Origin of the sequence: Halostella litorea, from assembly GCF_004785955.1 — an archaeon.
Classification (GTDB): domain Archaea; phylum Halobacteriota; class Halobacteria; order Halobacteriales; family Natronoarchaeaceae; genus Halostella; species Halostella litorea.
On record NZ_SJER01000001.1, the window covers coordinates 962356 to 988803 of the forward strand.

The 26448-nt window shown below is 72.1% G+C and carries 28 protein-coding genes; 14 read left to right on the top strand and 14 right to left on the bottom strand.

What is annotated here, in order from left to right; all coding sequences use genetic code 11:
* Positions 1 to 205: 205 nt before the first annotated feature.
* From EYW40_RS10480 to EYW40_RS10495, 4 genes are all read left to right on the top strand, one after another.
* A complete protein-coding gene (locus EYW40_RS10480) occupies positions 206 to 1405 on the top strand; it encodes a helix-turn-helix transcriptional regulator (RefSeq protein WP_135821553.1) in 1200 nt (399 codons plus the stop codon).
* Between the two features lie 61 nt (positions 1406 to 1466).
* Positions 1467 to 1859: a hypothetical protein gene (locus EYW40_RS10485; RefSeq protein WP_135821554.1), complete on the top strand. Its 393-nt coding sequence runs from the start codon at positions 1467 to 1469 to the stop codon at positions 1857 to 1859.
* 154 nt (positions 1860 to 2013) lie between these two features.
* Positions 2014 to 2805: an electron transfer flavoprotein subunit beta/FixA family protein gene (locus EYW40_RS10490; RefSeq protein ID WP_135821555.1), complete on the top strand. Its 792-nt coding sequence runs from the start codon at positions 2014 to 2016 to the stop codon at positions 2803 to 2805.
* On the top strand, positions 2802 to 3758 hold the full coding sequence (locus EYW40_RS10495; RefSeq protein WP_135821556.1) for an electron transfer flavoprotein subunit alpha/FixB family protein: 957 nt from the start codon (positions 2802 to 2804) through the stop codon (positions 3756 to 3758). Before EYW40_RS10490 ends, EYW40_RS10495 begins: the two co-directional genes overlap by 4 nt.
* Positions 3759 to 3891: 133 nt before the next feature.
* On the opposite strand, the gene EYW40_RS10500 is transcribed toward EYW40_RS10495, so the two are convergent.
* Complete coding sequence (locus EYW40_RS10500) at positions 3892 to 4662, bottom strand: hypothetical protein (protein WP_135821557.1); 771 nt, start codon at positions 4660 to 4662, stop codon at positions 3892 to 3894.
* A gap of 218 nt (positions 4663 to 4880) precedes the next feature.
* Positions 4881 to 6107 (bottom strand): FAD-dependent oxidoreductase, encoded by a 1227-nt coding sequence (locus tag EYW40_RS10505; protein WP_135821558.1) that lies wholly within the window; start codon positions 6105 to 6107, stop codon positions 4881 to 4883.
* Positions 6108 to 6196: 89 nt separating this feature from the next.
* Here EYW40_RS10505 and EYW40_RS10510 point away from each other — a divergent pair, with 89 nt between their 5' ends.
* The gene (locus tag EYW40_RS10510) at positions 6197 to 7039 is read left to right on the top strand and encodes a polyprenyl synthetase family protein (RefSeq protein WP_135821559.1); all 843 of its coding nucleotides are present in this window, start codon (positions 6197 to 6199) and stop codon (positions 7037 to 7039) included.
* 39 nt (positions 7040 to 7078) lie between these two features.
* Here the strand turns inward: EYW40_RS10510 and EYW40_RS10515 are convergent, their stop codons facing one another.
* Complete coding sequence (locus EYW40_RS10515) at positions 7079 to 8179, bottom strand: DUF373 family protein (RefSeq protein ID WP_135821560.1); 1101 nt, start codon at positions 8177 to 8179, stop codon at positions 7079 to 7081.
* A 125-nt stretch (positions 8180 to 8304) separates the two neighbouring features.
* Here EYW40_RS10515 and EYW40_RS10520 point away from each other — a divergent pair, with 125 nt between their 5' ends.
* Together EYW40_RS10520 and EYW40_RS10525 are read left to right on the top strand one after the other, a co-directional pair.
* Positions 8305 to 9297, top strand: coding sequence for a radical SAM protein (locus EYW40_RS10520; RefSeq protein WP_135821561.1), 993 nt, complete (start codon positions 8305 to 8307; stop codon positions 9295 to 9297).
* 238 nt (positions 9298 to 9535) lie between these two features.
* Positions 9536 to 10351 (top strand): hypothetical protein, encoded by an 816-nt coding sequence (locus EYW40_RS10525; protein ID WP_135821562.1) that lies wholly within the window; start codon positions 9536 to 9538, stop codon positions 10349 to 10351.
* Between the two features lie 25 nt (positions 10352 to 10376).
* On the opposite strand, the gene EYW40_RS10530 is transcribed toward EYW40_RS10525, so the two are convergent.
* Both EYW40_RS10530 and EYW40_RS10535 read right to left on the bottom strand, forming a co-directional pair.
* Positions 10377 to 10877, bottom strand: a complete 501-nt coding sequence (locus EYW40_RS10530; RefSeq protein WP_135821563.1) for a hypothetical protein — start codon at positions 10875 to 10877, stop codon at positions 10377 to 10379.
* A 79-nt stretch (positions 10878 to 10956) separates the two neighbouring features.
* Positions 10957 to 11556 carry a hypothetical protein gene (locus tag EYW40_RS10535; RefSeq protein ID WP_135821564.1) on the bottom strand — a complete coding sequence of 200 codons (600 nt, stop codon included), beginning with the start codon at positions 11554 to 11556 and terminating at the stop codon, positions 10957 to 10959.
* Positions 11557 to 11639: 83 nt separating this feature from the next.
* On the opposite strand from EYW40_RS10535, the gene EYW40_RS10540 reads away from it, so the two are divergent.
* The 5 genes from EYW40_RS10540 (at position 11640) to EYW40_RS19985 (ending at position 15040) form a co-directional block, all read left to right on the top strand.
* The gene (locus tag EYW40_RS10540) at positions 11640 to 12809 is read left to right on the top strand and encodes a M20 family metallopeptidase (RefSeq protein WP_135821565.1); all 1170 of its coding nucleotides are present in this window, start codon (positions 11640 to 11642) and stop codon (positions 12807 to 12809) included.
* Positions 12810 to 12940: 131 nt separating this feature from the next.
* Positions 12941 to 13399, top strand: coding sequence for a TRAM domain-containing protein (locus EYW40_RS10545; RefSeq protein ID WP_135821566.1), 459 nt, complete (start codon positions 12941 to 12943; stop codon positions 13397 to 13399).
* Between the two features lie 76 nt (positions 13400 to 13475).
* Entirely contained in the window at positions 13476 to 13964 is a 489-nt protein-coding gene (locus tag EYW40_RS10550) for a Tfx family DNA-binding protein (protein ID WP_135821567.1), read from the top strand.
* A gap of 82 nt (positions 13965 to 14046) precedes the next feature.
* Positions 14047 to 14832 (top strand): SDR family oxidoreductase, encoded by a 786-nt coding sequence (locus tag EYW40_RS10555; protein WP_135821568.1) that lies wholly within the window; start codon positions 14047 to 14049, stop codon positions 14830 to 14832.
* Between the two features lie 64 nt (positions 14833 to 14896).
* Entirely contained in the window at positions 14897 to 15040 is a 144-nt protein-coding gene (locus EYW40_RS19985; RefSeq protein ID WP_202614496.1) for a hypothetical protein, read from the top strand.
* A gap of 31 nt (positions 15041 to 15071) precedes the next feature.
* Here the strand turns inward: EYW40_RS19985 and EYW40_RS10560 are convergent, their stop codons facing one another.
* From EYW40_RS10560 to EYW40_RS10585, 5 genes are all read right to left on the bottom strand, one after another.
* Complete coding sequence (locus EYW40_RS10560) at positions 15072 to 16118, bottom strand: mannose-1-phosphate guanylyltransferase (RefSeq protein WP_237560591.1); 1047 nt, start codon at positions 16116 to 16118, stop codon at positions 15072 to 15074.
* The gene (locus tag EYW40_RS10565; RefSeq protein WP_135821569.1) at positions 16112 to 16390 is read right to left on the bottom strand and encodes a DUF7091 family protein; all 279 of its coding nucleotides are present in this window, start codon (positions 16388 to 16390) and stop codon (positions 16112 to 16114) included. Before EYW40_RS10565 ends, EYW40_RS10560 begins: the two co-directional genes overlap by 7 nt.
* Positions 16391 to 16487: 97 nt before the next feature.
* Complete coding sequence (locus tag EYW40_RS10570) at positions 16488 to 17504, bottom strand: alkaline phosphatase family protein (RefSeq protein WP_135821570.1); 1017 nt, start codon at positions 17502 to 17504, stop codon at positions 16488 to 16490.
* Positions 17501 to 18073 carry a methyltransferase domain-containing protein gene (locus EYW40_RS20195; RefSeq protein ID WP_237560592.1) on the bottom strand — a complete coding sequence of 191 codons (573 nt, stop codon included), beginning with the start codon at positions 18071 to 18073 and terminating at the stop codon, positions 17501 to 17503. The genes EYW40_RS10570 and EYW40_RS20195 overlap by 4 nt, the downstream gene beginning before the upstream one ends.
* A complete protein-coding gene (locus EYW40_RS10585; protein ID WP_135821571.1) occupies positions 18051 to 18851 on the bottom strand; it encodes a glycosyltransferase family A protein in 801 nt (266 codons plus the stop codon). Before EYW40_RS10585 ends, EYW40_RS20195 begins: the two co-directional genes overlap by 23 nt.
* Before the next feature lie 275 nt (positions 18852 to 19126).
* Between EYW40_RS10585 and EYW40_RS10590 the strand changes: the two genes are divergently transcribed.
* Together EYW40_RS10590 and EYW40_RS10595 are read left to right on the top strand one after the other, a co-directional pair.
* Positions 19127 to 20056: a replication factor A gene (locus tag EYW40_RS10590; protein ID WP_135821572.1), complete on the top strand. Its 930-nt coding sequence runs from the start codon at positions 19127 to 19129 to the stop codon at positions 20054 to 20056.
* A gap of 1 nt (position 20057) precedes the next feature.
* The gene (locus tag EYW40_RS10595; RefSeq protein WP_135821573.1) at positions 20058 to 20660 is read left to right on the top strand and encodes an RPA family protein; all 603 of its coding nucleotides are present in this window, start codon (positions 20058 to 20060) and stop codon (positions 20658 to 20660) included.
* A 275-nt stretch (positions 20661 to 20935) separates the two neighbouring features.
* Here EYW40_RS10595 and hutH read toward each other — a convergent pair whose 3' ends face one another.
* Genes hutH through hutU form a run of 4 tightly spaced genes read right to left on the bottom strand, consistent with a single transcriptional unit; the run spans position 20936 to position 26445 of the window.
* Positions 20936 to 22561: a histidine ammonia-lyase gene (gene hutH / locus EYW40_RS10600; protein WP_135821574.1), complete on the bottom strand. Its 1626-nt coding sequence runs from the start codon at positions 22559 to 22561 to the stop codon at positions 20936 to 20938.
* Positions 22554 to 23771 (bottom strand): imidazolonepropionase, encoded by a 1218-nt coding sequence (hutI, locus tag EYW40_RS10605; protein WP_135821575.1) that lies wholly within the window; start codon positions 23769 to 23771, stop codon positions 22554 to 22556. The genes hutH and hutI overlap by 8 nt, the downstream gene beginning before the upstream one ends.
* Positions 23768 to 24700, bottom strand: a complete 933-nt coding sequence (gene hutG, locus EYW40_RS10610) for a formimidoylglutamase (RefSeq protein ID WP_135821576.1) — start codon at positions 24698 to 24700, stop codon at positions 23768 to 23770. The genes hutI and hutG overlap by 4 nt, the downstream gene beginning before the upstream one ends.
* On the bottom strand, positions 24697 to 26445 hold the full coding sequence (gene hutU / locus EYW40_RS10615) for a urocanate hydratase (RefSeq protein ID WP_135821577.1): 1749 nt from the start codon (positions 26443 to 26445) through the stop codon (positions 24697 to 24699). The genes hutG and hutU overlap by 4 nt, the downstream gene beginning before the upstream one ends.
* Between the last annotated feature and the right edge of the window lie 3 nt (positions 26446 to 26448).

Genomic DNA, 26448 nt, shown 5'->3' on the forward strand with positions numbered 1-26448 from the left:
TACTGATACAAAAACCAGTCGGCACTCGGAGGGGAAAGCCGACCTTGCCCGGTCGACGCCGATGGAAAGCGGCGATTGCCCCCGTCAGCGCCGGTTCCCGAACGAACGGTGACACAACGAACGCCGCGGAGAACGTTCAAAGCCGGCGCTGACGTTTTATCGGTGATAGAAAGCATTTTCTCCCCGGGGGAACCAGTGGCTACGTATGCGGTTACGTGCCGCCGTTTCGTTTGCCCTCCTCGTCTCCCTGGTCCTCGCCCCGATCGGTGCGGTCGCAGCGGCAGCGTCGTCGCCGCCCGCCGACGCCGGTCCCGCCGCGACGCCCACCCACGACGCCGGCCCGCCCGCGGCGGCGGCCGACCCCGCGGACCCCGAGACAGTGTTCCGGGTCCGGATCACCGAACGCGGCCACGCCAACTGGACCGTCGAGTTCCGCCAGCACCTCCACAACGAGACCGAAATCGAGGCGTTCCGCGAGTACAGGGACCGGATCGTCTCCGGGCAGGAATCCCCGCCCGTGACCGAACAGACGTTCAGCGAGTTCGCCGAGGAAGCCAGCGCCGCGACCGGCCGCAACATGACGATCCGGAACGGGCGCTACACCGGCCGGGTCGAGAACGACACCGGGATCATCGCGTTTCACTTCACCTGGACCGACTTCGCCGCGGTGGACGGCGACGGCGATGTCCTCGTCGGCGACGCGTTCAACGGCACCGACGGGACGTGGCTCCCCCGACTGGACGACGGGCAGCGCCTCGTCGTCGAACCCCCCGAGGGGTACATCCCGTCGACCGCGCCGCGGGGCCACGAGAACGGGACGTTCGAGTGGAACGGGCCGTACGAGTTCGACGACAACGAGATAACCATCGTCTACACGCCGAGCGGCCCTGACGGGAACAACGGCGGCACCACCACCCCCGGGACGACCGACCCCGGCGACGACGACCGGGAGGAGCCGATCCCGATGGCGCTACTGGGCGTCGGCGTCGTCGCGCTGGTCGTCGCGGTCGGCACCGGCGGCTACCTCCTCGCGCGCCGGCAGACCGTCGCGAATGGGGACGGGATCGCCGCGGACGCCCCCTCGTCGGCAGCGACCGCGCCGGAGGCGGACGCGCCGCCGGACGCCGACGGTGCCGACGCCGCGGCCGACGCGGAGGACGACGCCGCCGAGGACGAGGGGATCGACGAGACGCTGCTCTCCGACGAGGAGCGCGTCACCCGGCTACTGGAGGAGAACGGCGGTCGGATGAAGCAGGCGAAGATCGTCTCCGAGACCGGCTGGTCGAACGCGAAGGTGTCCCAGTTGCTCTCCTCGATGGACGACGACGACCGGATCGACAAGCTCCGGATCGGCCGCGAGAACCTGATCACCCTGCCCGACGAGGACGTCGGCGACATCGACTGACCGGGCCGGCCAGTACCTCGAACGACCGAGAGGTCTTTGTCCGGGGCCTCGTGTACCCGGTATGAGCCGAGTCCGAACCGCGACGGGCCGCGTCGCCGACTACGTACACGCGAGCGTTCCCCGCCGCGCGACGCTCGCCCTCGGCGTCTCGCTTACCTTCCTGCTGTGCGTCGAGTTGGCCGCGGGCGACCATCTGGGGCTCCTCCCGATACCCCTGGCCGTCGGGCTGGCCGCGTACCTCTACACGCGGAGGAGCGGGCAGGAGGCGCTGGCGGCCAGCGCCTACGGGACCGGCCTGCTGGCGGTCGGTCTCTTCGTGCTGCAGGTGTATCAGGTCGTAGCGACCGCGAGCACGGAGTCGCCGGCGGCCGCCGCAGCGCGGTCGGGGTGGTGGCTCGTGGTCGGGGCGCTCCTGACGGCCGCCGGCGTCGGGATCCGGCGGTTGGACCTCTGATCGGCCACCGGCGCTCGGGGGCCCCGACATGGCCGCTTCGCGCGCCGGCCGGCAGCCGGTTGCCCGAACGGCGGCGCGACGGCCGGGAAACGCCTTCTCCGCCACGCCGTGTTTCGAAAACGTTTATCTCCGGCACGGTAGAACAAGAACGTTGATGAAGGTTCTCGTAACGGTCAAGGAGGTCGCCGAAGTCGAGGACGACTTCGAGATAGAGGGGACCGAGATCGGCTCGCAGTACCTAGCGTACGACTTGAACGAGTGGGACGACTACGCCGTCGAGGAGGCGGTCCAGATCGCCGAGGCCGGCGACGACGTGGAGGTCGTCGCGGTCACCATCGGCCCCGAGCGCAGCGAGGAGACGATCCGGATGGCGCTGGCGAAGGGCGCTGACCGCGCGGTCCGGGTGTGGGACGAGGCGCTGGAGGGCGTCGACCTGCTCGACGTCGGCGCGAAGGTCCGCCTGCTCGAAGCCGTCGTCGCGGAGGAGGACCCCGACCTCGTGCTCTCGGGCGTGCAGGCCGGCGACGACGCGTTCGGCGCGACCGGCGTCGCCCTGGCCGACGAGATCGGCTTCGAGTGGGCCGCGGTCGTCAACCAGCTTGACCTCGACGCCGACGGCGGCGTCGCCCACGTCCACCGCGAACTGGAGGGCGGCGTCGACGAGGTGACCGACGTGGAGCTGCCCGCCGTCCTGACGATCCAGACGGGGATCAACGAGCCGCGCTACGCCAGCCTGCGGGGCATCCGACAGGCCCAGAGCAAGGAGATAGCGCCCAAGGACCTCGACGACTTGGGCCTCTCGGCGGCCGACGTGGAGAGCGAGCTCGAGCTGACGGGGATGTACGAGCCCGAAACGGAGAGCGACGCGACGTACTTCGAGGGCAGCCCCGAGGAGGAGGCCGGACAGCTCGCCGACATGCTCCGCGACAAGGGGGTGGCGGAATGACGGACGTCCTCGCCGTCTCCGAGCACCGCCGCGGCGACCTGCGCGACGTGAGCTACGAGGTCGTCACCGCCGGGCGCGAACTCGCCGACGAGACCGGCGGCGACCTCCACGTGGCCGTCATCGGCGGCGACGTCGACGCGTTCGCCGAGGACCTGAACCGCGAGGGCGTCGACCAACTCCACACCGTCGACCACGGCGAGGAGTTCAACCACGGCGTGTACGCCCAGGCCGTCGAACAGCTGTACGACGCGACCGACGCGGGCTACGTCGTGACGCCCAACAGCGTCAACGGCCTCGACTACGCGCCGGCCGTGGCGAACGGCCTCGACCTCCCCGTCGTCACGGACGTCATCGACCTGGACGCCTCGGGCGACGGCCTCGTCGCCACCCGCGAGATGTACGGCTCGAAGGTCGAGACGACGGTCGAACTCGACGCCGACCGCGCGGTCGTCACGATCCGCGGCGCGGAGTGGCCCCCCGCCGAGGGCGCCGGCGACGCCGAGGTGACGGCCTTCGACGCCGACATCGACGAGTCGGCGGTCCGCTCGACGGTCACCGGCTTCGAGGAGGCCGGCGGCGGCGACGTCGACATCAGCGAGGCGGACGTGCTCGTCAGCGTCGGCCGCGGCATCGAGGAGGAGGAGAACATCGAACTCGTTCAGGAACTGGCGGACGCGCTCGACGCGACGCTCTCCTCGTCCCGGCCGATCGTCGACAACGGCTGGCTGCCGAAGAACCGGCAGGTCGGCCAGTCCGGCAAGGTCGTCACCCCCGACGTGTACATCGCCATCGGCATCTCCGGCGCGGTCCAGCACGTCGCCGGGATGAAAGGCAGCGACACCATCGTCGCCATCAACACGGACCCGAACGCCCCCATCTTCGACCTCGCGGACTACGGCATCGTCGACGACCTGTTCGACGTCGTGCCGGCGCTGATCGAAGAGTTCGAGTAGCGTTCGGCGGTCTTTTCACCCACGTTTTGCGACGAGCGGTCGCCTCAGCGACCCGAGTCGGAAACGGTCGGCTCGACGGGGTTTGACTCAGCTTACCCCACGGTGGCTCGCGTTACTCGCGGAGCGGGACGGCTTACCGTCCACGCGGACTGGTACTTTCGCGGAAACAGCGGCGAACGACCGGCCCGGTTAATCCGGCCGTCCGCCGTTCGACCGGATCGCAATGGCACGACAGCACAGCGGCCGCGGGCGCGGTCGACAGTCCCGGCGACGGGAGCAAAGCACAGGTCAGGGTCAGCACCAGCAGGGCAGTCAGCAGCATCAGCAGGGCGGTCAGCAACACCAGCGACGCAGCCAGCGCCAGCAGAGCGGGCGACAGGAGCAGGGAGGCCGACAGCATCGACAGCAGCAACAGCAGGGACGCGGTCAGCAACAGCACCGGAGTCAGCAGCAGGGTCAACAGGGGCAGTCGAGACAGATCCAGCAGGGCCAGCACCACCGTGGCCAGCAGGGCGGCGGCCGCGGGCAGGAGGGGCAGCAACACGCCCGCCAGCGCGCACAGCAGTCCGGCCGAGGGAGCCAGCAAGGCGGCCAACAGCATCAGCAAGGCGGCCAACAGCACCGAGGCGGGCAGCGTCACCAGCAGGGACAGCGACACGGGAGCCAGCAGGGCGGACAGCGCCGGATGGGCCAGCAGAGCCAGCAGCGGCAACAGGGCGACCACGGCGGACAGCAGCGCCGGCAGCAGGGAGCGCAGATGGGACAGCAGTCGGGCGGTCAGCGACAGGGCGGCCGCCAGTCGCAGATGAACCGCGGCCAGCGAGGGCAGCAGGGTGGCCAGCAGTTCGGGCAGCAGGGCGGACGACGGCAGGAGCAACAGGGAGGGCAGCAGCGGGGTCGCCACTCACAGCGAGGCCGTCAGGGGAGCCAGCAGGAAGAACACGGCCGCCAGCAGGGTCGCAACGCGGGCGGGCGACACTCGGCCCGGCGCCAGCAGCGCGACGAGCAGCGGCAGTTCCAAGGCTACTGACGCGACGGCCCGATCCCGAGACCCGGGTTCGGCGGATCATCCCACCGTCTCTTTTCGCCGCCGCTCGACGACCGTCCGACTCGTACCGGCCGCTATCGTCCCACGACGTCCGCGTCCGACGGCGCAGCCGCGTCGAACTCGTCGACCGCGGCGGCCAGTTCCGCGGGGTCGTCGCGGAACGGCAACGGCTCGTCGGCGGTTCGACAGGCGGCGTCGACGCCGAGGCGGCCGCAGACGCGGTCGGCCACCGCCTCGGCCATCTCGCGGTGGGTGGTGAGCTTTCCGCCGACGACGGTGGTGAAGCCGGGGACGCCGTCGCGGTCGGCGTGGTCCAAGACGAAAAAGCCCCGCGAGATGCCGCGGCCGCCCGGCCGCTCGTCCTCGTCGGGGCCGTACAGCGGGCGGACGCCCCACCAGGTGCGCTCGACGGCGGCGTCGGCGACCGGCGGGAGCAGACGGGCGCACTCCTCGACGCAGCGCTCGACCTCCCAGTCCTCCCGGGGGTAGTCGTCCGGGTCGGCCACGTCGACGCTGGTCGTCCCGAGCACGGCCTGGCCGTCGTGGGGGACGACGATGTCGCCGTCCGCGGGCGGCCGGCAGCGATTGAGGACGACCGGCAGGCCCGGGTAGTCGACGGCGACCATCACGCCGCGGGCGGGCCGCATCGCCACCTCGACCCCCGCCATCGCCGCGAGTTCGCCGGCCCACGCGCCCGTGGCGTTGACGACGTGGTCCGCGCGGACCGTCTCCGTGCCGGCTCCGGTCTCGACGGTCGCGCCCGCGACCGCGCCGCCCTCGACGAGCAGGTCCGTCACCGGCGCGTGCGGTCGGATCGTCGCGCCGTGCTCCCGGGCGTCGGCCGCCGTCGCGGCGACGAGCGCGGAGGGGTGGATCACCCGGTCGGGCACCGCCGCGACGCGCTCGGCGTCGGCCGCCAGGTCGGGAACCGCCTCCCGCGCGGCGTCGGCGCCGAGCACGTCGACTGGGATATCCAGGTCCCGGCACGCCGCGACCTTCTCGTCGAAGTAGTCCGGGTCGTCGTCGGCCAGCGAGACGAAGTAGCCGCCGTCGCCGCCGAGGCAGTGGGGCGCTATCTCCCGGAGCACCCGGTTCTCACGGATGCACTCGCGTGCGCCCTCGGGGTCGTTCTCGGCGTAGCGCGCGCCGCTGTGGAGCAGGCCGTGCGAGCGCCCGGTCGTCCCGCCGTTCAGGCCGTTCCGCTCGACCAGCGTCGCGTCGACGCCCCGCATCGCGAGGTCGCGAGCGATCCCGACCCCAGTAGCGCCGCCGCCCACGACGAGCACGTCGGTGGAACTCATGGACGCGCTAGGGACGCCAGCGGCTTGAGTTCACTGTCGGACGGGCGGATCCGTCACGTACTTGCGGCACCGGGCCTGACACCACGACAATGGAGTTCCTCGAACGCCGGCAGTCGCTCGTCGAGGACCGCCTCGGCGCGGTCGTCGACGGGGTCGAGCCGTCGGAGCTCGAAGACGAGGTCCGCCACGTCGCGCTGTCGGGGGGCAAGCGCGTGCGGCCGATGGTGACGCTGCTCGCCTGCGAGGCCGCGGGCGGCGACGCCGAGGACGCCGTCGACTTCGGCGTCGGCGTCGAACTGGTGCACAACGCCTCGCTCGTGATCGACGACATCATCGACCGGTCGGACGTCCGCCGCGGCGTCGACAGCTCGTGGGCGAAGTACGGCTACGGGCCCGCGATCGTCTCCAGCGACGGCCTGCTCGGCGAGGCGTTCGCGCTGTTCTCGGCCAGCCCGGCCGCGATGCAGGTGGTCGCCGAGGCGATGGTCGAACTCGGCGAGGGCGAGGCGACCGAACTCGTCGCGAAGCCGACCAACGAGGCGGAGTACATGGAGCTAGCCCGCCGGAAGACGGGGGCGCTGTTCCGGGCGGCCGCCGAACTCGGGGCTATCGCCGCCGACGCCGACCCCTTCGCCGTCGAGGCGTTCGGCGAGTACGCCGAGCGCGTCGGCGTCGCCTTCCAGATCCGCGACGACGTGCTGGACGCGACCGCCGACGCGGAGGACCTCGGGAAGCCGACCGGGCTGGACGCGGAGATGGACCGCCCGTCGGTCGTGCAGGTGACCGACCTGACGCCCGAGGAGGCAAACGAGCGCGCCCGCGAGGAGGCCGACCGCGCGCTGGCGGCGCTGGACCGGGTCGACACCGAGGACACGCAGGCCCGGGAGTACCTGCGGGACCTGGCGAGGTTCGTCGTCGTCCGGGAGCGGTGACGACAGAGCGAGCGGCGGCCCGCGCTGGCCGTCGGCGCGTCAGGCCGGGTCCCGGTCGCGCTCGGCGTCCCTGGGGAACCGCGACTCGGCGACGGCGAAGGCCAGCGTGCTCACCAGCCCCAGCAGGGTGCCGCCGGTCAGCGCCGCCGCGAGATACGAGAGGTTCGTCAGGCTCAGGAAGTAGGCGCTGACCGCCTCCAGCACGACCGCGATGGCGACGACGTAGAAGGGCGCGTTCAGGTAGCGCCACTCCAGCCGGTCCGCGAGGTACTCGTCGGTGATCTGGCCGAGGCTGGTCGTGATCCCGGCGGCCGCGAACCACTGGACCGCGCCGTGGACGAGCGCGGCGAGCACCTCCAGCGCGCCCAGCGTGTCCGCGGTGCCCGCCCGGACCGACTCCAACTGGTTCAGCCCGCTGACCCCGCCGATAACGAGCAGCGCGGCGGCGACGAGGTACGTGATGATCGTCACGCGGCCGGCGTAGAGGCTGTTTCGCGCCCGCCCGATGAGCGTGTCCACGGCCTGCATCAGGCCCAGCCCCCGCGAGAGGAGGTAGAAGCCGAGCAGCGCGGAGACCACCCCGAACACCACGCCGCCGGGCAGTTCGAGCATGCTCGCGATGACCGCGAGCGGGTAGATGAGCAGCAGGATCCCCATCGGGACGAGGATCGTCCCGCGGGTCTCGGGGTCGTTCAGCACCTGCTTCATCGTGTAGTACACCGACTCCAGGTCCTGGGCCTGCCGGACGACGACCCGCCTGACGCCGTCGACGGTGACCCGCGAGCGGATCACCGGTACGACGCTCTCGTCCTGCGCGCCGTCGGTGACGATCAGCGCGGTGACGCCCTCGCCGGTCGAGAGGCCGGCGAGCACTTCGTCGACCTCCTCGCCGACCTCGCGGTTGGCGCTCACGTCGCCGCCGTCGTTGCCGGTGACCGCGGCGACCTCGACCGCCTCGTCGGTCACCTCGTCGGCGACGTGGACCCCCTGGAACAGCACGTTCACGTCGCTGTCCTCCGGGTCGGCCGTCGCCAGCGCCACGGCGGCGTCCTCGACGGCGTCGCGGCCGACGACCGGCGTCTCAACGTCGGTCTTCCGGCCGAGGTCGTCGTCGAGGTCGACACAGAGCACCAGCAGCATCGCCTGACAGTTGGCGGGTATCGTTTATCTGCCTTTGGGGGTCAGCCCGGGACCGCCGGGCGGCCGCCCGAACGGTGGCGTTCCGGTCCGCTTTTAGCGCTGCGGCCGGTATCCGTGTTCAACGAATGATCTCGAAGGGCTGCGAGCAGTGCGCCAAAGGCGGGAAGATGGTCATGTTCGTCTACGGCTACTGCGACCAGCGCGACTGCTTTTACTGCCCGCTCGGCGAGAACCGCAAGAACGTCACCGACGTGTACGCCAACGAGCGGAAGGTCGAGTCCGACGAGGACGTCATTACGGAGGCCAAACGGATGGACGCCCTGGGCACCTCGATCACCGGCGGCGAGCCCCAGGAGGCGCTGGACCGGACCTGTCACTACCTCTCGCTGCTGAAAGACGAGTTCGGCGAGGACCACCACACCCACCTCTACACCGGCATCACCGGCGGCCGCGAGAACATGCGCCGCCTCTCTGAGGCCGGATTGGACGAGATACGGTTCCACCCGCCGCTGGAACTGTGGGGAGACATGCACGGCACCGAGTGGGAGGAGATCCTCTACATCGCCCGCGAGGAGGGGCTGACCCCCGCGTTCGAGATACCCGGCATCCGCGCCGAGCAGGAGTTCCTCGACTTCCTCGACGAGGGCGCGGCCGAGTTCTGCAACATCAACGAGTTCGAGATGTCCGACGGCAACTACCGCCGGATGCAGGAGAAGGGGTACGAACTGCAGGACGGCCACATGAGCGCCGTCGACGGCTCGAAGGAGATACTGGACGCCATGGGCGACCACGAGCGCGTCTACTTCTGTACCAGCGTGTTCAAGGACGCCGCCCAGCACCGCAACCGCATGAAGCGGATGGCCCGGAACATCCGCCGGGAGTTCGACGAGGTGACCGACGACGGCACCCTCGTCTACGGCAAGACCTGGGAGACCGAGGAACGGCTGGCGGAACTCGGCGTGCCCGAGGAGTTCTACTCGGTGAAGTCCGACCACGTCGAACTGGCGTGGTGGCTCTTGGAGGAGATGGTCGAGGAGGGCGATCTGGAGGAGGGCGAGATCGTCGAGCAGTACCCGAGCGTCGACGGGACGGTCGTCGAGCGGACGCCGCTGGCGTAGGCCGGGAGCGACCGCAGGGAGCGAGCGGATGTTTTGGTCGAGCTTTTGCGAGGAGCGGTGGCCGAGCCCGCGAGGCCACCCGACGAAGGAAAAGGTCGTACTGGGACCGTCGTCGAGCGGACGCCGCTGGCGTAGGGGCGGGAAGTATCCGTTCTTGGACACCTAAGCCCACCGTTTTATCCGAATCCGGAGCGTTCCCCCGGACGATGCGATCCATCGAAATCGGGGTGTCGACGTCGTGAGGTTCGAGTTCGACAGCTCGAAAGTGCTGTACGCCGTCGGGATCGTCTTCGGCGTCGCCGCGCTGGCGTACTTCGCGCGGGACCTCGTGTTCGACCTCTCGCTGACGGTGAAGGCGCTGCTGTTCCTCTTTGGCTTCCTCGCGCTGTTCGCCGCGGCGAGCGCCGTCCGGCGGGCGGGCCTCGACGCCGTGCTGTACGTGCTTTCGGCCGCGGCGTACGTCGCCTTCGTCGCCTACACGCTCGGGCGGTTCGACTTCGGCGACACGGGCGTGTTCGTCGCGCTGGCCGCGTCCTCCGCGCTGTTCGTCGCCCTCGGCTACCTCCATCGCGAGCGCGGCCTGCGGATCGAGGCCGGGACGGCGCGGACCGTCGTCGCCGCCGTGGTCGTCGTCGCGGTGGTGCTCGTCGCAGTCGACCTGGCCGTCGGCGGGGTCGTCTACAGCGCCGCCGTCGCCGACGAGGCGGCCGTCGACGACCGCGACGGGGTCATGCTCGGTACGGTGACGGCCGAGAACCGGTTCGTCTTCCGCGAGACGACCGACTTCCCGCGGGCGACGGCCTGCGTGTACGCGCCCGACCGGCAGGACCGCCCGGTGGAGCTGCGCAGCGGTGCCGACTACTGGGGGACGCCCGACAGCGTCGGCGGCGGCGGCAGCGCCGAGGTGGAACTGTGGACGTGGCTGGGCGAGGAGGAGCGGGCCGCTGTCGGGAACGGGACGATCCCCGTCGAGCGCGCCGACTCGTGTCCACCGGAGTCGAGCGTGTCGGAGCCGCGGATCGTCGTCGTGTTCGAGGACGCGGTCGGGGAGTAGGAGCCGCGCCGGCCGACCGGACCGCTCACGCCCCGGCGAGCACCACCGCGCCGTAGACGAGGAACTGCCCGACCGGCACGGCGAGCAGCGCCAGGGCGGCCGCCGCCCGCCGGTCACGGCGCAGGGCCGCGCCGGCGGCCGCACAGAGCCCGCCGACCGCGGCGACGCTCAGGAGAAATCGAAGGACGTCGTTTACCAGTTCGCCCATCGGACCGGGGTAGGACCCCGGCCCGCCGCCGAACGCGAAGTACCCCAGCGTGCCGGCGACGGGAACCGCGAGAAACACCCAGGCGGCGACGGCGACCGCGTCCCAGGACGGAGGGGTCGAGCGGGCGCGGACGTACGCGACGGCCGCGACGGCCGCGACGAGGGCGCGGTCGACGAACTGCACGAGCCGCAGGCTCCGGACCGACGAGAACGGCCCGTTGGCCGCGAGCAACAGGACTCCGAGCGCGACGAGGGCGGCGACTATGGGGCCGGCGCGGCGGTCGACGACCGCCCGGACCCGTTCGGGGAGTTCGTTCACGGGATGGACCGTCGGCCCCGGCGGGGAAAAAGGTCACAGAGAGCACAGTGGCCGTTTGAGTCACCGGGGTCGCGGCGGCTCACAGCGCGAACAGCGCGTACTCGGCGGCGCAGGCGGCGAACCCGGCCGACACGACGGCTCCGGCCCGGCGCTCGGCGCGCCGACCCGGCACGCGGTCGGTGTAGTACGCGCCGCCGAGCAACAGCAAGGCGGCGGCGACGAGCCCGTACACCAGCGGGTTCGCGCCGGTCGCCGCGCCCAGGCCGAACACCGCGACGCCGGCGACGGTCCCCCCGCCGAGCGCCCGGGCGGGCCGGAGCGACCGCAGGCGGCCGCCGTGGGACGCGTTGTAGGCCGCGGGCGGCCCGGCGACCAGCACCGCCACGGCCAGCGCCACCGACGCGCTCGCGCCCACTGCGCCGAGGAGCGCGACGCCGGCGGCGGCGACGAGCGACAGCGCGAGCAGGGGGTCCGGCGGCAGGAGCCACGTCGGGTCGTCCATCCGGACGGCGGCGAAGCCGGCGAAGGGGTAGAGGACGGCGACGGCGATGGCGACCGTCACCAGCAGGCTCGCCGGGTCGGCGAGGAACCCGGGTTCGAGCGCGACGACGGCCGCCACGAACGAGCCGGAGAGCACCAGCCCCACGACGAGGGCGAGTTCGGGGACGCGGCGGGTCATGTCGACGGGTTGGTGTGGCGGGGAAAAAGGGTTGCGACGCCGCGGCGGACAGACTTTTCACGTCCCCCGAAATCGGGGATAGCATGGCCGAGACACCGCCGCGGGAGCGGCTCGAACGGTTGATCGCGGAACTGGTGGCGATAGAGACCGAGAACCCGCCGGGCAACGAGGGGCCGTGTGCCCGGTTCGTCGCCGACTGGTTCGAGGAGCGCGGCATCGACGCATCGCTGGTGTTCGAACCGGACGAGGACCGGCCGCAGGCGGTCGCGACGGTCGGCGACGGCGACCCGACGGTGGTGCTGAACGGCCACCTCGACGTGGTGCCGGCCGACGAGCCGGGGGAGTGGGCACACGACCCGTACGACCCGACCGTCGAGGACGGCCGGATGTACGGCCGCGGGACCGTCGACATGAAGGCCGGGATCGCGATCGCGATGCTCACCGCGGAGCGGCTTCGGGACGAACTGGAGAGCGGGTCCCTCGACGGCAGCGTCGTCGTGCACGCGGCCATGGGCGAGGAGACCGGCGACCCGGGGACGAAGAGCCTCCTCGACGCGGGCTACGACGGCGACTACGGCGTCGTCCTCGAACCGACGGGGATGCGGACGGCGACGAGCGCGAAGGGGCTGGGCTGGTACGAGGTCACCGTCGGCGGCGAGGCGTCCCACGCGAGCCGCCCGGACCAGGGGTCGAACGCGGTCCGCAACGCCGAGCCGGTGCTCGACGCGATCGCGGAGTACGACGCCGAACTGCGCGAGCGGGTGGACGACCTCGTCGGGCCGGCATACGCCACCGTGACGGCGTTCGAGGCCGGCGTCGGGTCGAACCGCGGCATCCTCCCGGGCGCGGCGCACATCACGCTCGACCGCCGGGTGCTGCCCGACGAATCGATCGAGGCCGTCGACCGCGAGGTCGCGGACCTGCTCGCCGCGGTCGAGCGTGAGCACGGCGTCGAGGTGACGTGGGAGCGGGACACGACCTACGAGTCGGCGGCGGTCCCGGTCGACAGCCCGCTGGCCGAGACGTTCCGGGCCCACTCAGCCGAGATCGCGGGGGTCGCCCCGGACCCGTACGGCATCCGGGCCGCGACGGACGTGCGCAACTTCGTCAACGACGCCGGGATGGAAGCGGTCACCTGGGGGCCGGGCAGCCTCGCGCGGGCACACACCCGCGACGAGTTCGTGGAACTCGACGCGGTCGAGACCGGCCTCGAAGTGCTGGAGGCGGCGACGCGCGACCTGCTGAACGGCTGACGCCGACCGCGACTCGCGGGCGCGCGGTCGGTCCCGACCGGACGGTCCGACCGCCGCTCCCGCCGGAGACGCCGCGGATCGGGGTCGGAGAAGCCGCAAGCGTTTAACCGTCCGGTGAAATACCGTACTCCATGGCGGACTGTCCACTCGCCGACGACTGCCCCAGTTTCTCCGAGCGGATCGAGGGGATGGGATGTCAACACTACGGCGACCGCGGCGGCAAGGAGTGGTGCAACCACTACAGCCAGCCGATAGAGGACCTGAAGACCCAGCCGGTGAAACAGAAGGAGGAACTCGTCGTCGACGTCGAGGACATCCACGAGAGCGGGGCCGGCGTCGGCCGGACCGAGGACGGCTTCATCGTCCTCGTCGACGGCGTCCTCCCGGAGGCCCGGGCCCGCGTGCGCATCACGGAGGTGCACTCGAACCACGCCCGCGCCGAGGAGGTCGAACGGCTCCCGATGGAGGAGCCCGACGAGGAGGACGAGGACGACGCGGACGCAACCGACGCCGCCGAGACGGACGACGAGGACGACCGTGGCGGCCCCCGCGAACAGCTCGGGAGCCGGGACAACTTCTGGGGCTCGTGAGGGCCCCTGCCGCCCCGTCGCCGGCCGCGTGGACAGTCCCGACCGTTTTTCGCGCTGCGGCCGTAATCGACGGGCGATGAGCGAGGGTGACGACGCCGTGGACGCGATCGAGGGCGACGTCGACGACCTGCTGGACCGGGTCGGCTTCGACCCGGCCGAGAGCGTGCTGACCCGCCGGCAAGCGGAGGTGCTGGCGCTGCGACAGCGCGGCGCGGCGCAGTCCGCGATCGCCGACCTGCTGGGCACCTCGCGGGCGAACGTCTCCAGCGTCGAGGCGAGCGCGCGGCGAAACGTCGAGAAGGCCCGGGAGACGGTCGCGTTCGCGGAGGCGCTGAAAGCGCCCGTCCAGATCGAGGTCGCCCCCGGGACGGACCTGTACGACGTGCCCCAGCGCGTCTACGACGCCTGCGACGAGGCCGGCGTGAAGGTGAGCTACACCGCCCCGGACCTGATGAAGATAGTCAGCGACGCCGCCGGCGACGCGGTCACCGGCCGCGAGGTGAGCACGGCGCTGCTCGTCGGGGTCACGAGCGACGGCAGCGTCCGCGTCCGCCAGCCGGAGTGAGCCGGCCCGCCGGACGAGGAGGGGCCGGCCGCGACCTGCCGGAGCCCGGAGAGATTAGTGACCGGGCCGCGTTGGGCCGGGTATGGACCTGAACGTCGACGGCAACGCGGCGCTCGTCACCGCGAGTTCGAGCGGCCTCGGGCTCGCAAGCGCGAAGGCGCTCGCCCGCGAGGGCGCGAACGTGACCATCTGCGGCCGGAGCGAGGACCGCCTCGACTCGGCGAAGGCGGACGTCGAATCGGTCGCCGACGGCGAGGTGCGCGCGCTCCCGGCCGACATCACGAACCGCGACGAGGTCGCCGCCCTGGTCGAGGAGACGGTCGACGCGTTCGGCGGGCTGGACCACGTCGTCACCTCCGCCGGGGGCGTCCCGAGCGGGGCCTTCCTCGACATGGACCAGGCGGACTGGTACGACGCCTACGACATGCTCGTGATGAGCCACGTCTGGACGCTGCAGGAGGCACACCCGTACCTCGAGGCCAGCAACGCCGGGAGCGTCGTCTCGATCACCTCCACGAGCGTCCGCGAGGCGATCGACGGCCTGATCCTCTCGAACGCCGTCCGGCGGGCGGTCATCGGCACCGTCAAGACCGTCGCCCGGGAGTTCGCGCCGGACGTGCGGGCAAACGCCGTCCTGCCGGGCGCACACGAGACGCCGCGCATCCAGGAACTCGTCGAGCAGTCGCTCGACCGCGGCGAGTACGACAGCTACGAGGAGGGGTTGCAGGACTGGTCGTCGGACATCCCGCTCGGGCGCGTCGGCGACCCGATGGAACTGGGCGACGCCGTCGCCTTCCTCTCCAGCGACCGCGCGAGCTTCGTCACCGGCGCGGCGGTGCCGGTCGACGGCGGCCGCCTGCGCTCCTGAGAGCGGACGGCGAACGGACCGATTGCGGCCAAACGAACGACCTTCTCGCCGTGGAAGTCCGACCGTGAGCTACCGAACCACTATCGGGTGGTCGCTGATCAGTTCCGGACTCGTCACGCTGCTGCTCGCGTACCTGCCGGGCCAATCGACGTGGTGGGGCGTCGGGCTGCTGGTGTTCGGGATCGTCGTGTTCGTGGTGCGGCGGTAGCCGACTGCGGGCGGTCGTGGGCCCCCGGGCGTCAGAACGCGCCCTCCTCGCGGAGGCGCTCGACGACCTCTCGGACGCGCTGGGCCTCGTCCGTCGGGGCGACCAGCACGCGGTCCCCGTACGCCGCGACGACGAGGCCCTCTGCCCCGACCACCGCGACGTGTGTCTCGCCGTCGGTCGCGACCACGTTGTCCGCGGCGTCGACCGTCAGCGCGTCGCCAAGCACCGCGTTGCCGGCCGCGTCCGTCTCCAGCACCCGCGACAGCGCGTCCCACGACCCGAGGTCGTCCCACTCCACCGACGCCGGGACCACGTACGCGTCGTCGGTTCGCTCCATGACGGCGTAGTCGACGCTGACCGGGTCGACCGCCTCGACGGCGTCCCGGAGCGCGGCCGGGTCGGCAGCGTCCCCGTCGGCGGCCGCCGCTATCGGGCCGAGCGGCGTGTCCCGGCACTCCCGGAGGAAGGCGTCTGGCGTCCACGCGAAGACGCCGGCGTTCCAGTAGCAGTCGGCGACGAGATCCGCCGCAGTCCCACGGTCGGGCTTCTCCCGGAACCGCGCGACCGGCGCGTACGCGTCGCCGGTCGCCGTCTCGCGCTCGGGACCGGGCTCGACGTAACCGTACCCGGTGGCGGGACGGGTCGGCTCGACGCCCATGGCGACGAGGCCGTCCGTGTCGTCGGCGACGCGGGCGGCGCGGCGCGCGGCCCCGGCGAAGTCACCCCGGACGTGGTGGTCGCTCGGGACGCACAGCAGGACGGCGTCGTCGAAGCGCTCGCGGAGGCGGGCCGCGGCGTAGGCGAGCGCGGGCCCGGTGTCCCGCGGGGCGGGTTCGACCAGCACGTCGGCGTCGGGCGCGTGGTCGGGCACGTCGTCGGCGAACGCCTCGCGGGTGAGGACGACTGTCTCGTCGGCGAACGCGACGCGGTCGGCGGTCCGGGCGAGCAGCGACCGGTCGCCGCCGAACGACCGGAACTGCTTGGGGCGGTCGCTCCTGCTGGCGGGGTAGAGCCGCGTGCCCGTGCCGCCAGCCAGAACCACCGCGACGAGCGTGCGGTCGGCGAGCGCCGTCACCACGTCTCGACCCGCCCCTCGCGGACGTCCTCCGCACAGCCCTCGCAGTCGGGGTGGCCGGCCTCGTAGCAGGCCGGGCGGCCGCGGTCGTCTATCTTCGCGGTCCGCTTCTCCGCGTAGCGCCGGCAGACGATCCGCGCGCGCCCGGCGTCGTCGGTCGGCAGGCCGTGCTGGAGGCGCGCCGAGCGGTACGCCCGCTTCGCCTCGCCGTACTGCTCGCCGGCCTTGCGGGCGGTCGACCTGATGAACCGCGAGACGCGGCCGTCGTCGCTCACGGCGATCCCTCCGGGGATCCGAACATACCCGAACGGTCGGCGGCGAGCCACATAGGTTTCCCGCCGGGGCGCCACGCCGTACCCGTGGGTCGCTGGGTCAGAGGTAGCCCAGATCCTCCAGTTGGTCGCGGACCTCCGCGGCGTCCTGCGAGGCGGCGGACCCCTCGCCGCGGAACCGCTCACGAACCGGCGGGTCGGTCCGCTCTCCAGAGGCCGGCGTGACGCGTTCGATCCCCTCGCGCACGTCGAGCACCGACTCCACGCCCCGGACGGCCGCCGGGTCGTCGGCGGCGAGGTACGCGTCGTGCGTGTGGTCGCCGTCGCGGAGGCCGTGGTCGGAGACGCAGACGAGGGCGTCGTCCGGCGCGAGCGCGTCGGCGACCTCCCCCGTTAGCGCGGCGGCGAGGCGGTACCCGCGTTCCTGCCAGCCCGACTCGTCGACGACCGGCGCGAGGTGGCCCACCGTGTCCAGATAGCCCAGCCAGACGAAGACGATGTCGTACTCGCGCTGCGCGCAGGCCCGGACGACGCCGAGCTTCTCGGTCGCCTCGCCGACCAGCCGCTCCTCCAGTTCGGGGACGGAGACGCGTGGGGCGTGGACCGTCCCCTCGTCGTCGCCCTCGCCGACGGCGAGGAAGTCGCCGAGCGCCGCGCCCCGGTCCGCGTCGAGGCCGAGCCGCCGGTCGCGTTCGGTCACGTAGTTCGGCACCGTGACGGCCCGCGCGGTCCGGCCGTCGAACACCGTGTCGACGCCGCGCTCGCGGTACCAGTCGGCCGTCTTGAAGTCGAGTCCGGCCCCGCGCTGGCGGAGCGCCGCGCCGACCCGGGTCCGCAACTGCTCTGGCACGACGCGGCGCGCGAGGCGGGCGGTCGCCGCGATGGCCGGGTTGCCCCAGGCGACGCCCTCGTCGTCAGTGGCCGCATGGACGCCGTGCTCGGCGGGCGGCGCGCCCGTGACAATCGAGGGCCATAGCTCGTAGGTGTGGGGTTTCCCGAGCACCGGGTTGTCGAATGTGTCGATGCGGTGCCCGTGCGCGCCGAACGCGCCGCCCAGGCCGAACGCCTCGACGAGTTCGGCGTCCAGCCCGTCCCAGCCGAGGACGACCGTGGTCACTTCACCACCTCCAGTTCGAACTCGACCGGGCGGGACTTCCAGAACTGCAGCCGGCGGACGCGGCGGGCGCGGCGGACGCGGAACTCGGGGTCGAAGTACCCCCGCGACCCGAGTTCGGTCGTCGGGTCCCAGAACTCGAACGTCCGCTCGTCGAAGCCGGCGACCATGGTCACCGGCGGCGCGCCGGGAAGGGTGTCCCCGTCCTCGCCGCTCGCTCGCGGGTGGGTCACGGGGTCGCCGCCGTCGGCGGCGGGTGCGCGCGGGTGGGCGACGTGCGTGGGATCGACGTACGCGTTGCGGTCCGACCAGTGCGGGACCTTCCCCGCGACGACGGCCCCGTCGCGGCAGACACGGTGGATCTCGGCCATCACCGCCGGGAGGTTCGGCAGGTGTTCGAGGACCGAGTAGGCGTTCACCCGGTCGAACGTGCCGTCGGGAAACGGCCATGGCGTGACGGTCACGTCGTACACCACGTCGACGGCGTCGTACGGCCGCACGTCCAGCCCGACGGCGTCGGGGTCGCGCTTGTTGTCGCCGCAGCCGACGTCAAGCGTTCGCGGGGTCGACACCGGTCTCACCTCCGGCGGAACGGGCGACCCTGCCGGCGACCCAGCCGGCGGCGCGTTTCGCGTACGGGAGCGGGTTCCGCCCCGTCGCGGCCGCGAAGGGGACGTTCAGCGCGACGTCGTGGAACCGCGAGAGGCCGTACTTCGCGCCGAGATACCCCTCCTGCCAGCCGATCGGGTGACGGCCCTGGTTGGCGTGTTCGAAGCGGGCGCGGTGGTTGAACACCCACAGGTAGCCCCGGGTCTCGACGTGCCGGCGGAGGTACTCGTCCTCCAGCACGTGGAGGTCCGGCGGGAACGAGACGTCCCGCACCGCCGCGCGGCGGAGCAGGGTGGCGTGGGTGCCCGCGCGCCGCGAGCGGCGGCGGACCCAGTCGGACGGGCTCTCGGTCCGCGTTGCCTTCCGCCCCTGCACGCCGCCGACCGACGGGGCCGTCGCGTCGAGCAGGTCGCCGACGTACGACTCGCTCACGCGGACGTCGTCGTCGAGGAAGAGGAACCAGTCCGTCCCGACGGCGTCGATAGCTAGCTCCCGGGCACGCGGGAGCGAACAGGGAAGCGACCGGACCTCGACCGGCCACCCCGCCTCGTCCCCGTGCCGCCGGGCGATGGCGCGGGTGTCGTCGTCGCTCTCGTCGTCGACCAGCAGCAGGCGCGCCACCGCCACGTCCGCCGCCGCGACGGACTCCCGGAGCCTCGCCAGCGTCCCGTCCAGCGTGCTCGCGCTGTCTGCGGTCGGCAGTGCGACCTCTATCGCGTCGACGTCGTGTGTCTCCCCCACCCTCGGATCGGGCGTAGCGACGTCGCTGACGGGTTTTGTTCTGACGCCCTTACCGCGGTTAGGCTCGGCATTCGGTAACCGACCGGTCACCACTCGTCGCCGTCCGGCATCCGAAGACGGCCACTCGGTATGTTCCCGGAACTACCTCGCACGCACCGGGTTCACGGGCTGGTGCCGCCGGTTTCACTTCCGCCGCGCTCTGCGAGGGTTTTTATGCGAAGGCGACCAACCGTCGACCGTCTCCCGACGAAAACAGGCGGAGACACGAGGCAACAATGACGCTACGCGAACACGCGGAAGACGTACACGAACAGTTCTCGGACCACTTGGACATCGACGTCGACGACGTCGAGGACCGCCTCTCGACGCTGGTCGACGAGTACAAAGTACCCGTCGACGAGGCGCGCCGCAGCGTGACGAACCACTACCTCGACGAGGCCGACATGGACCGCGACGCGCTCGGAAGCGGCGGGAGCAACGCGGAGATCGGCCTCGCGGACGTCGACGCCCCGGAGGAGTGGATCGACGTGACCGCGAAGGTCGTCGACCTCTGGGACCCCCGGAGCGACGCGGTCGCGCAGGTCGGGCTCATCGGCGACCCGACCGGCACGATCAAGTTCACCAAGTGGGCCAAATCGGACCTCCCCGAACTGGAGGAGGGCAAGGTGTACCGCCTGGAGAACGTCGTCACCGACGAGTACCAGGGCCAGTTCTCGGTGAAGCTAAACAGCACGACGCTCATCGAGGAACTGGACGAGGACATCGAGGTCGGCGACGACACCGAGGAGGTCGCGGGCGCGCTGGTCGACATCCAGAGCGGCAGCGGCCTCATCAAGCGCTGTCCCGAGGAGGACTGCACCCGCGTCCTCCAGAACGGCCGGTGCCAGGAACACGGCGAGGTCGAGGGCGAGTTCGACCTCCGGATCAAGGGCGTGCTGGACGACGGCGAGGACGCCCACGAGGTCATCTTCGACAAGGAAGCCACCGAGGACCTCACCGGCATGAGCCTGGCGGAGGCCAAGGACATGGCGATGGACGCGCTCGACACCACCGTCGTCGCGGACGAGATGGCCGAGGACGTGCTCGGCCGGTACTACCGCGTCGCCGGGCCGGTGTTCGGCCGCTACGTCCTGGCCGACGACGTCGAGGAACTCGACGGGCCGGTCGACCACGAGGACGCCCTCATCAAAGCGAGGTCGATCTGAGATGAGCGACGCACCCACCCGCGAGGTCGCGCGCCGCGTCTTCGCCAGCGAGTTCAACGACGCCGGCTTCACGTTCAAGGAGTCCGACGACGAGCGCGCCCCCAACTACGCGCTCCTGCCGACGGGCGAGCGCGCCAACCGCGTGTTCGTGGTCGGCACCCTCACCGAGAAGGAGGACGTCGGCGAGGACAGCGAGTACTGGCGCGGCCGCGTGGTCGACCCCACCGGGACGTTCTTCATGTACGCCGGCCAGTACCAGCCCGACGCCGCGGGCATGCTGCGGGACCTCGAACCGCCGGAGTACGTCGCCGTCGTCGGCAAGCCCCGGACCTACGAGACCGACGACGGGACGGTCAACGTCTCCGTCCGCCCCGAGTCCATCACCGTCGTCGACGCCGCGACGCGTGACCGCTGGGTCGTCGAGACGGCCGAGCGCACGATGGACCGGGTCGACGCGTTCGACGCCGAGACCAACGAGTACGCCGGCATGGCCGAGGAGCAGTACGACCTCCCGGTCGAGAACTACCGCCGGGACGTCGTCACCGCCCTGGAGAGCTTAGACGAGGCCGGCGAGGCCGACGACTCGCAGGTCGAGGCGGAGTAACTGCCGCCAAACACTACTCGGAACCGAATAATTTATCAAACAATACGTCGTGCCGAGTGGTATTGGATGGTTGACTCGAACGTCGCGGAATGCCCCGACTGCGGTCGGCTGGTGAACAACACCGTGAACCGTCGCTGTCCGAGCTGCCAGGCCGATATCCCGGCCCACGCGTCGACGACCGACCGCGACCTGTAATCGTGGGGGCGGTTTCCGCCCCGTCCGTCGCCGCGGTCGGTCCCGAAGCCGCGGCGTCGCCTTTCATCGCCGCGAGGCCCTCACTCGACCAGATCGCCGAGCGCCGCGTCGAGCGCGCCGGCCCCGACCACGGCCCGCGCGAGGTCCATGTCCTCGTGGAGCGGGCGGTCCTGGTCGAGCGGCGGGACGACCTCCCGGACCGCCTCGTAGACGCGCGCAGTGCCGACGCCGTGGTCGAGGTCGGCGTCCGGGTCCGGGCCGTCGCTGCCGGGCGTCGCCGCCCGCACGGCCTCGGGCGTGACGAACTCCGCGGCCTGGGCCGCACACAGCAGTTCGACGGCGACGACGGTCGTCGCGTTCTCCACCGCCCGGCGCGCGTCGAGCGCGGACTGGCCGCTCATGCTGACGTGGTCCTCCTGGCCGCCGCTGACCGGCGTGTTGCCGGTCGAGGGACGGCCGATCGAGCGGCACTCGTTGACGAGCGCGGCGGCGGTGTACTGGGCGATCATGTAGCCGGACTGGAGGCCGCTCTCGGGCGCGAGGAACGCCGGGAGGTGTGGCTCCTGCAGGTTCGGGTTGAGCAGCCGGTCGACGCGGCGCTCGCAGATCGCCGCCAGTTCGGTGACGGCGCTCGTGAGGTAGTCCAGCCGGAGCGCCAGCGGTTCGCCGTGGAAGTTCCCGCCCGAGAGCACGGCGGCGCGGTCCGTGCCGCTCGCGCGGTCGTCGACGGCCTCGGGCGGGAAGACGAGCGGGTTGTCCGTCGCGCTGTTCAGTTCGGTCTCGACCGCGCTTCGGAGGTGGGAAACGGCGTCCCGAACCGCCCCGTGGACCTGCGGGAGACAGCGGATCGAGTAGGCGTCCTGCACGCGGTCGCAGTTGCGGTGGGACTCGACGATGCCCGACCCCTCCGTGAGCCGTTTCACGTTCCGGGCGCTCACCCGCTGGCCGCGGTGCGGGCGGACGGCCTGGATCGCTTCGTCGCAGGCCGCGGTCGTGCCCAGCGTCACCTCGGTCGTCAGCGCGCCCGCTGCGTCTGCCGCCCGGACGGCCCGCTCGGCGTCGACGACGGCCAGCGCGGCGAGGCCGACCGTCAACTGCGTGCCGTTGATGAGCGCCAGCCCCTCCTTGGCCCGCAGCGTCAGCGGCTCCAGCCCCGCGCGGGCGAGCGCGGCGTCGCCGGCGAGCCGTTCGACCGCGCCGTCGTCGCCCTCGACGCGGGCCTCGCCCTCGCCGATCAGGGTCAGCGCCATGTGGGCGAGCGGCGCGAGGTCGCCGCTCGCGCCGAGGCTGCCGCGGGACTTCACGACGGGGTGGACCCCCTCGTTCAGCATCGTCACGAGGTGGTCGATCACGACCTCCCTGATCCCCGAGTATCCCTTGACGAGGGCGTTGACCCGGGTGAGAAGCATCGCCCGGACCTCCGCGCGCTCCAGGTCGCGGCCCGCGCCGGCGGCGTGGCTGCGGACGAGGTTCGTCTGGAGTTGCTCGACGTCCTCGGGCGGGATGCGCTCGTCGACGAGTTCGCCGAAGCCGGTGTTGATGCCGTACACCGTCTCGCCGCTGTCGAGCACGTCCGCCACGCGCTCGCGGGACTCGCGGACCGCCTCCCGGGCGTCGTCGGCGACCCGGACGGTCGCGCCGTCCCGGGCGACCGCCGCCACGTCCTCGGGCGTCAGCGATTCGCCGTCGAGGACGACCTCACTCATGCGCGACCACCCCCGACTTGACGACGAGGTCGGCGACCGACCCGTCGAAGCGGTAGGGGACGTGCAGGTGCGACGGCGCGTCGAGGACGACGAGGTCGCCGGGCGCGCCCTCGCGGAGCGTGCCGGTCCCGTCCGTCCGGTCGACGGCGAGCGCGGCGTCGCGGGTGATCCCGCGCAGGGCGTCGGCGGGCGTCATGGCCATCTCGACGCAGGCCAGCGTCGCGGTAAACGCCTGGCTCCGCGAGAAGCAGTTCGGGTTGAAGTCCGTGGCGAGCGCGACCGGCGACCCGGCCTCGCGGAACGGTCCGGGGTCGGCGTACTCCGCGCCGAGGCCGAACGCCGTCGCGGGGAGCAAGGTCGGGACGACGCCGGCGTCGGCGAGGGCCCGGGCGTCCTCGACGGTCGCGTGGAGCAGGTGGTCGGCGCTGGCCGCGCCCGCCTCGGCGGCCAGTTGTGCGCCGCCGAGGCGGGTGAACTCCTCGGCGTGGACCTTCGGCGTCAGCCCCGCGTCGCGGCCCGCGTCGAGCACGCGGCGGGACTGCGCGACCGAGAAGGCGTCGGCCTCGCAGAAGACGTCGCAGAACTCGGCGACGCCCTGCTCCGCCGCGGCGGGGATCTGTTCGTCGACCACCTCGTCGACGTAGTCGTCCGCGTCGCGGCCCTCGGGCACGGCGTGTGCGCCCATGAACGTCGGCACCACGTCGACCGGGTGCCCCTCGGCGGCCCTGCCGATCGTGTCCAGCAGCCGCAGTTCGGTCTCCGTGTCGAGCCCGTAGCCCGACTTCACCTCGACCGTCGTCGTGCCGTGTGCGAGCATCGCGTCGAGGTGCGCGCGGAGGTTCGCGAGCAGCGTTTCGTCGCTCGCCTCGCGGGTCGCGCGGACAGACCGCAGGATGCCGCCGCCCTCGGCGAGGATCGCCTGATACGACTTCCCGCGGAGCTTCGCGGCGAACTCGTCGGCCCGGTCGCCGGCGAAGACGGCGTGCGTGTGCGGGTCGACGAAGCCGGGGACGACCGCCCGCCCCGCGGCGTCGACGGCGCGGTCGGCGTTCTCCGGCGGGTGCTCGCGGGTCACGGCATCCGTGTCGCCGACTGCGACCACCTCGCCGTCGTCGACGGCGACCGCCGCGTTCTCGCGGGCGTCGAGGCCGCCGTCGCCGTCCGGGCCGACCACGACCGCCGCCGCGTCGTGGACCACGAGGTCGGTCATCGGCCCACCCCCGCGGCCGCGAGGAAGTGCGCGACGGCGCGCGCGCCGGCGTCCGCGGTCAGCGTCCCGACGTCCAGCGGCGGCGCGCACTCGACCACCTCGAACCCGGCGACGCGGTCGTCCGCCGCGACGAGGCGGAGCGCGCGGAACAGTTCCCGCGTCGTCAGGCCGCCCGGCGTCGGCGCGCTCACGCCCGGCGCGGCGGCGGCGTCGAGCACGTCGAGGTCCACGCTGACGTACAGCGCGTCCACGCCCCGGACCGCCTCCAGCGCGCGGTCGACCGCGTCGACGACGCCGTCGCCGACCTCCTCCGCGGTGACGACCTCGCCGCCCCGCTCGCGGACGAACTCGGCGTAGGCCGTCGACGTCTCGAAGTGGCGCGCGCCGACGGCGGCGTAGGCGTCGAGGCCGCGGTCGAACAGCTGGCGGTACGGCGTCCCGCTGGTCGGCCCGTCACGGACCTCGCGGCAGTCGAGGTGGGCGTCGAAGTTGAGGACGCCGACGCTCCCCCGGTCCAGCAGCGGCGCGGCGTTCGGGACGGTCAGGGAGTTGTCGCCGCCGAGGAAGACGGGGAGCGCGTCGGCCTCGTGGACGGTCCGCGTCGTCTCGGCGACGGCCTCTTGGACGGCGGCCACGTCGCCGGCGTCCGGCCCGTCCGGAACCGCCACGTCCCCGAGGTCGCCGACCGAGCCGACCGGCCCGGCGTCGAAGTGATGGGTCTTCACGCCCGCCAGCGCGTCCCGGAGCCCCGCCGGGCCCTCGGCCGCACCGCGGCGGCCGATCACCGCGCCGTCGTACGGCTCGCCCAGGAGAACGGCGTCGTACTCGTCCGCCGCGGCGAGCGTCGTCGGCTCGACGACGTCGCCGAACTGCTCGTCGGCCGGGTCGGTCGAGGGACCCCGCCAGTCAGGGGGTGCGTCGAGGCTCATCGGTCCCGCATCGGCACCGCGACGTTCGATTCCTGGGCCTCCTCGACGGCCTCGTCGTACCCCGCGTCGGCGTGGCGGATCACGCCCGTCCCGGGGTCCGTGGTGAACACCCGGCGGGCCTTGCGCTCGGCCAGATCCGTGCCGTCCAGCACGACGTGGTTGTTCGCGTGGAGCGCGTTGCCGATGCCGACGCCGCCGCCGTCGTGGACCGCGACGATGTCGGCCCCCGCCGCGCAGTTCAGCAGGGCGTTCAGGATCGGCCAGTCCGCGACCGCGTCCGAGCCGTCCCGCATGGCCTCCGTCTCGCGGTTCGGGCTGGCGACGCTGCCCGCGTCGAGGTGGTCACGGGTGACGACGACCGGCGCGCCGATCTCCCCCTCCCGGACCAGGTCGTTGATCCGCAGAGCGAAGCGGGCGCGCTCGGTGAGGGGTTCGCCGTCGGGGCCGGTCGCGTCGCCGGTCTGATAGCCCAGCCAGCACACCCGCGCCGGGAGCCCCTGGAACTCGACTCGCTCCTGTGCCAGGTCGATCCAGCGGTGCAGCGACTCCTTCTCGGGGAACAGTTCCTTGACCGCCTCGTCGGTGCGGTGAATGTCGGCGGGGTCGCCCGACAGCGCCATCCAGCGGAACGGGCCGCGGCCCCGGCAGAACTGCGGGCGGATGTACGCCGGGACGAACCCGGGGAAGTCGAACGCGTCCGCCGCGCCGCGGTGCTCCTGCACCTGCCCGCGGATGTTGTTGCCGTACTCGAACGCCGTCGCGCCCCGCTCCTGCAGGTCGAGGATCGCGTCGACGTGGCGCGCCATCGTGTCGAGGCTCTCCGCGCGGTAGCGCTCGGGGTCGCGCTCGCGCAGGTCGTCGGCCTCCGCGACCGTGTAGCCGCTCGGGTAGTACCCCTCGAGTTCGTCGTGGGCGCTCGTCTGGTCGGTGACCACGTCCGGGACGAAGTCCCGCTCCAGCATCGCCTCCAGCATGTCCGCGGCGTTGACGTGGACGCCGACGCTGTAGGGCTCGCCGGCCTCGGCCGCGTCGCGGGCGCGGGCGATGGCGTCGTCCAGGTCCGTCGCCTTCTCCATGCAGTAGCCCGTCTCGATCCGGCGGTCGATGCGGGCCTCGTCGACTTCGGCGGCGATGCAGACGCCCCCGTTCATCGTCACCGCGAGGGGCTGTGCGCCGCCCATGCCGCCGAGGCCGCCCGTGGCGACGATCCGGCCGCCGAGGTCGCCGTCGTACTCGTCGCGGGCGAGTTCCGCGAGCGTCTCGTAGGTGCCCTGGATGATCCCCTGGGTTCCGATGTACGCCCACGACCCCGCGGTCATCTGGCCGTACATGATCAGCCCCTTCGCCTCCAGTTCGTGGAAGTGCTCCCAGTCGTCCCACTTCCCGACGAGGTTCGAGTTGGCGATCAGCACCCGCGGGGCCATCTCGTGGGTCCGGAACCGCCCGACCGGCTTGCCGCTCTGGACCAGCAGCGTCTCCTCGTCGCCCAGGTCGCGGAGTTCGGCCAGTATCGCGTCGTAGGCGTCCCAGCTCCGGGCAGCCCGGCCCGTGCCGCCGTAGACGACCAGCTCCTCCGGCTTCTCCGCGACCTCGGGGTCCAAGTTGTTGTTCAGAACGCGCAGGGCCGCCTCCTGTCGCCAGCCCTCGCACTCGACGTCCGTGCCCGTCGGTGCGCCCTGGTACTCCCGCCACTGCTCGCTCGGCGCGCCGACGCCGTTTGCCCCGCGCTGTCGTTGGTCTCCCATGCA

Excerpts from the sequence above, each read along its gene's own strand:
- EYW40_RS10555 (WP_135821568.1), top strand. The coding sequence starts at position 14,047 with ATGGACCTGAACGTCGACGGCAACGCGGCGCTCGTCACCGCGAGTTCG.
- hutH (WP_135821574.1), bottom strand. The coding sequence starts at position 22,561 with ATGAGTGAGGTCGTCCTCGACGGCGAATCGCTGACGCCCGAGGACGTG.
- EYW40_RS10550 (WP_135821567.1), top strand. The coding sequence starts at position 13,476 with ATGAGCGAGGGTGACGACGCCGTGGACGCGATCGAGGGCGACGTCGAC.
- EYW40_RS10540 (WP_135821565.1), top strand. The coding sequence starts at position 11,640 with ATGGCCGAGACACCGCCGCGGGAGCGGCTCGAACGGTTGATCGCGGAA.
- EYW40_RS10510 (WP_135821559.1), top strand. The coding sequence starts at position 6,197 with ATGGAGTTCCTCGAACGCCGGCAGTCGCTCGTCGAGGACCGCCTCGGC.
- EYW40_RS10480 (WP_135821553.1), top strand. The coding sequence starts at position 206 with ATGCGGTTACGTGCCGCCGTTTCGTTTGCCCTCCTCGTCTCCCTGGTC.
- EYW40_RS10485 (WP_135821554.1), top strand. The coding sequence starts at position 1,467 with ATGAGCCGAGTCCGAACCGCGACGGGCCGCGTCGCCGACTACGTACAC.
- hutG (WP_135821576.1), bottom strand. The coding sequence starts at position 24,700 with ATGAGCCTCGACGCACCCCCTGACTGGCGGGGTCCCTCGACCGACCCG.
- EYW40_RS10505 (WP_135821558.1), bottom strand. The coding sequence starts at position 6,107 with ATGAGTTCCACCGACGTGCTCGTCGTGGGCGGCGGCGCTACTGGGGTC.
- EYW40_RS10595 (WP_135821573.1), top strand. The coding sequence starts at position 20,058 with ATGAGCGACGCACCCACCCGCGAGGTCGCGCGCCGCGTCTTCGCCAGC.
- hutI (WP_135821575.1), bottom strand. The coding sequence starts at position 23,771 with ATGACCGACCTCGTGGTCCACGACGCGGCGGCGGTCGTGGTCGGCCCG.
- EYW40_RS10590 (WP_135821572.1), top strand. The coding sequence starts at position 19,127 with ATGACGCTACGCGAACACGCGGAAGACGTACACGAACAGTTCTCGGAC.
- EYW40_RS10545 (WP_135821566.1), top strand. The coding sequence starts at position 12,941 with ATGGCGGACTGTCCACTCGCCGACGACTGCCCCAGTTTCTCCGAGCGG.
- EYW40_RS10535 (WP_135821564.1), bottom strand. The coding sequence starts at position 11,556 with ATGACCCGCCGCGTCCCCGAACTCGCCCTCGTCGTGGGGCTGGTGCTC.
- EYW40_RS10490 (WP_135821555.1), top strand. The coding sequence starts at position 2,014 with ATGAAGGTTCTCGTAACGGTCAAGGAGGTCGCCGAAGTCGAGGACGAC.
- hutU (WP_135821577.1), bottom strand. The coding sequence starts at position 26,445 with ATGGGAGACCAACGACAGCGCGGGGCAAACGGCGTCGGCGCGCCGAGC.
- EYW40_RS10515 (WP_135821560.1), bottom strand. The coding sequence starts at position 8,179 with ATGCTGCTGGTGCTCTGTGTCGACCTCGACGACGACCTCGGCCGGAAG.
- EYW40_RS10520 (WP_135821561.1), top strand. The coding sequence starts at position 8,305 with ATGATCTCGAAGGGCTGCGAGCAGTGCGCCAAAGGCGGGAAGATGGTC.
- EYW40_RS10495 (WP_135821556.1), top strand. The coding sequence starts at position 2,802 with ATGACGGACGTCCTCGCCGTCTCCGAGCACCGCCGCGGCGACCTGCGC.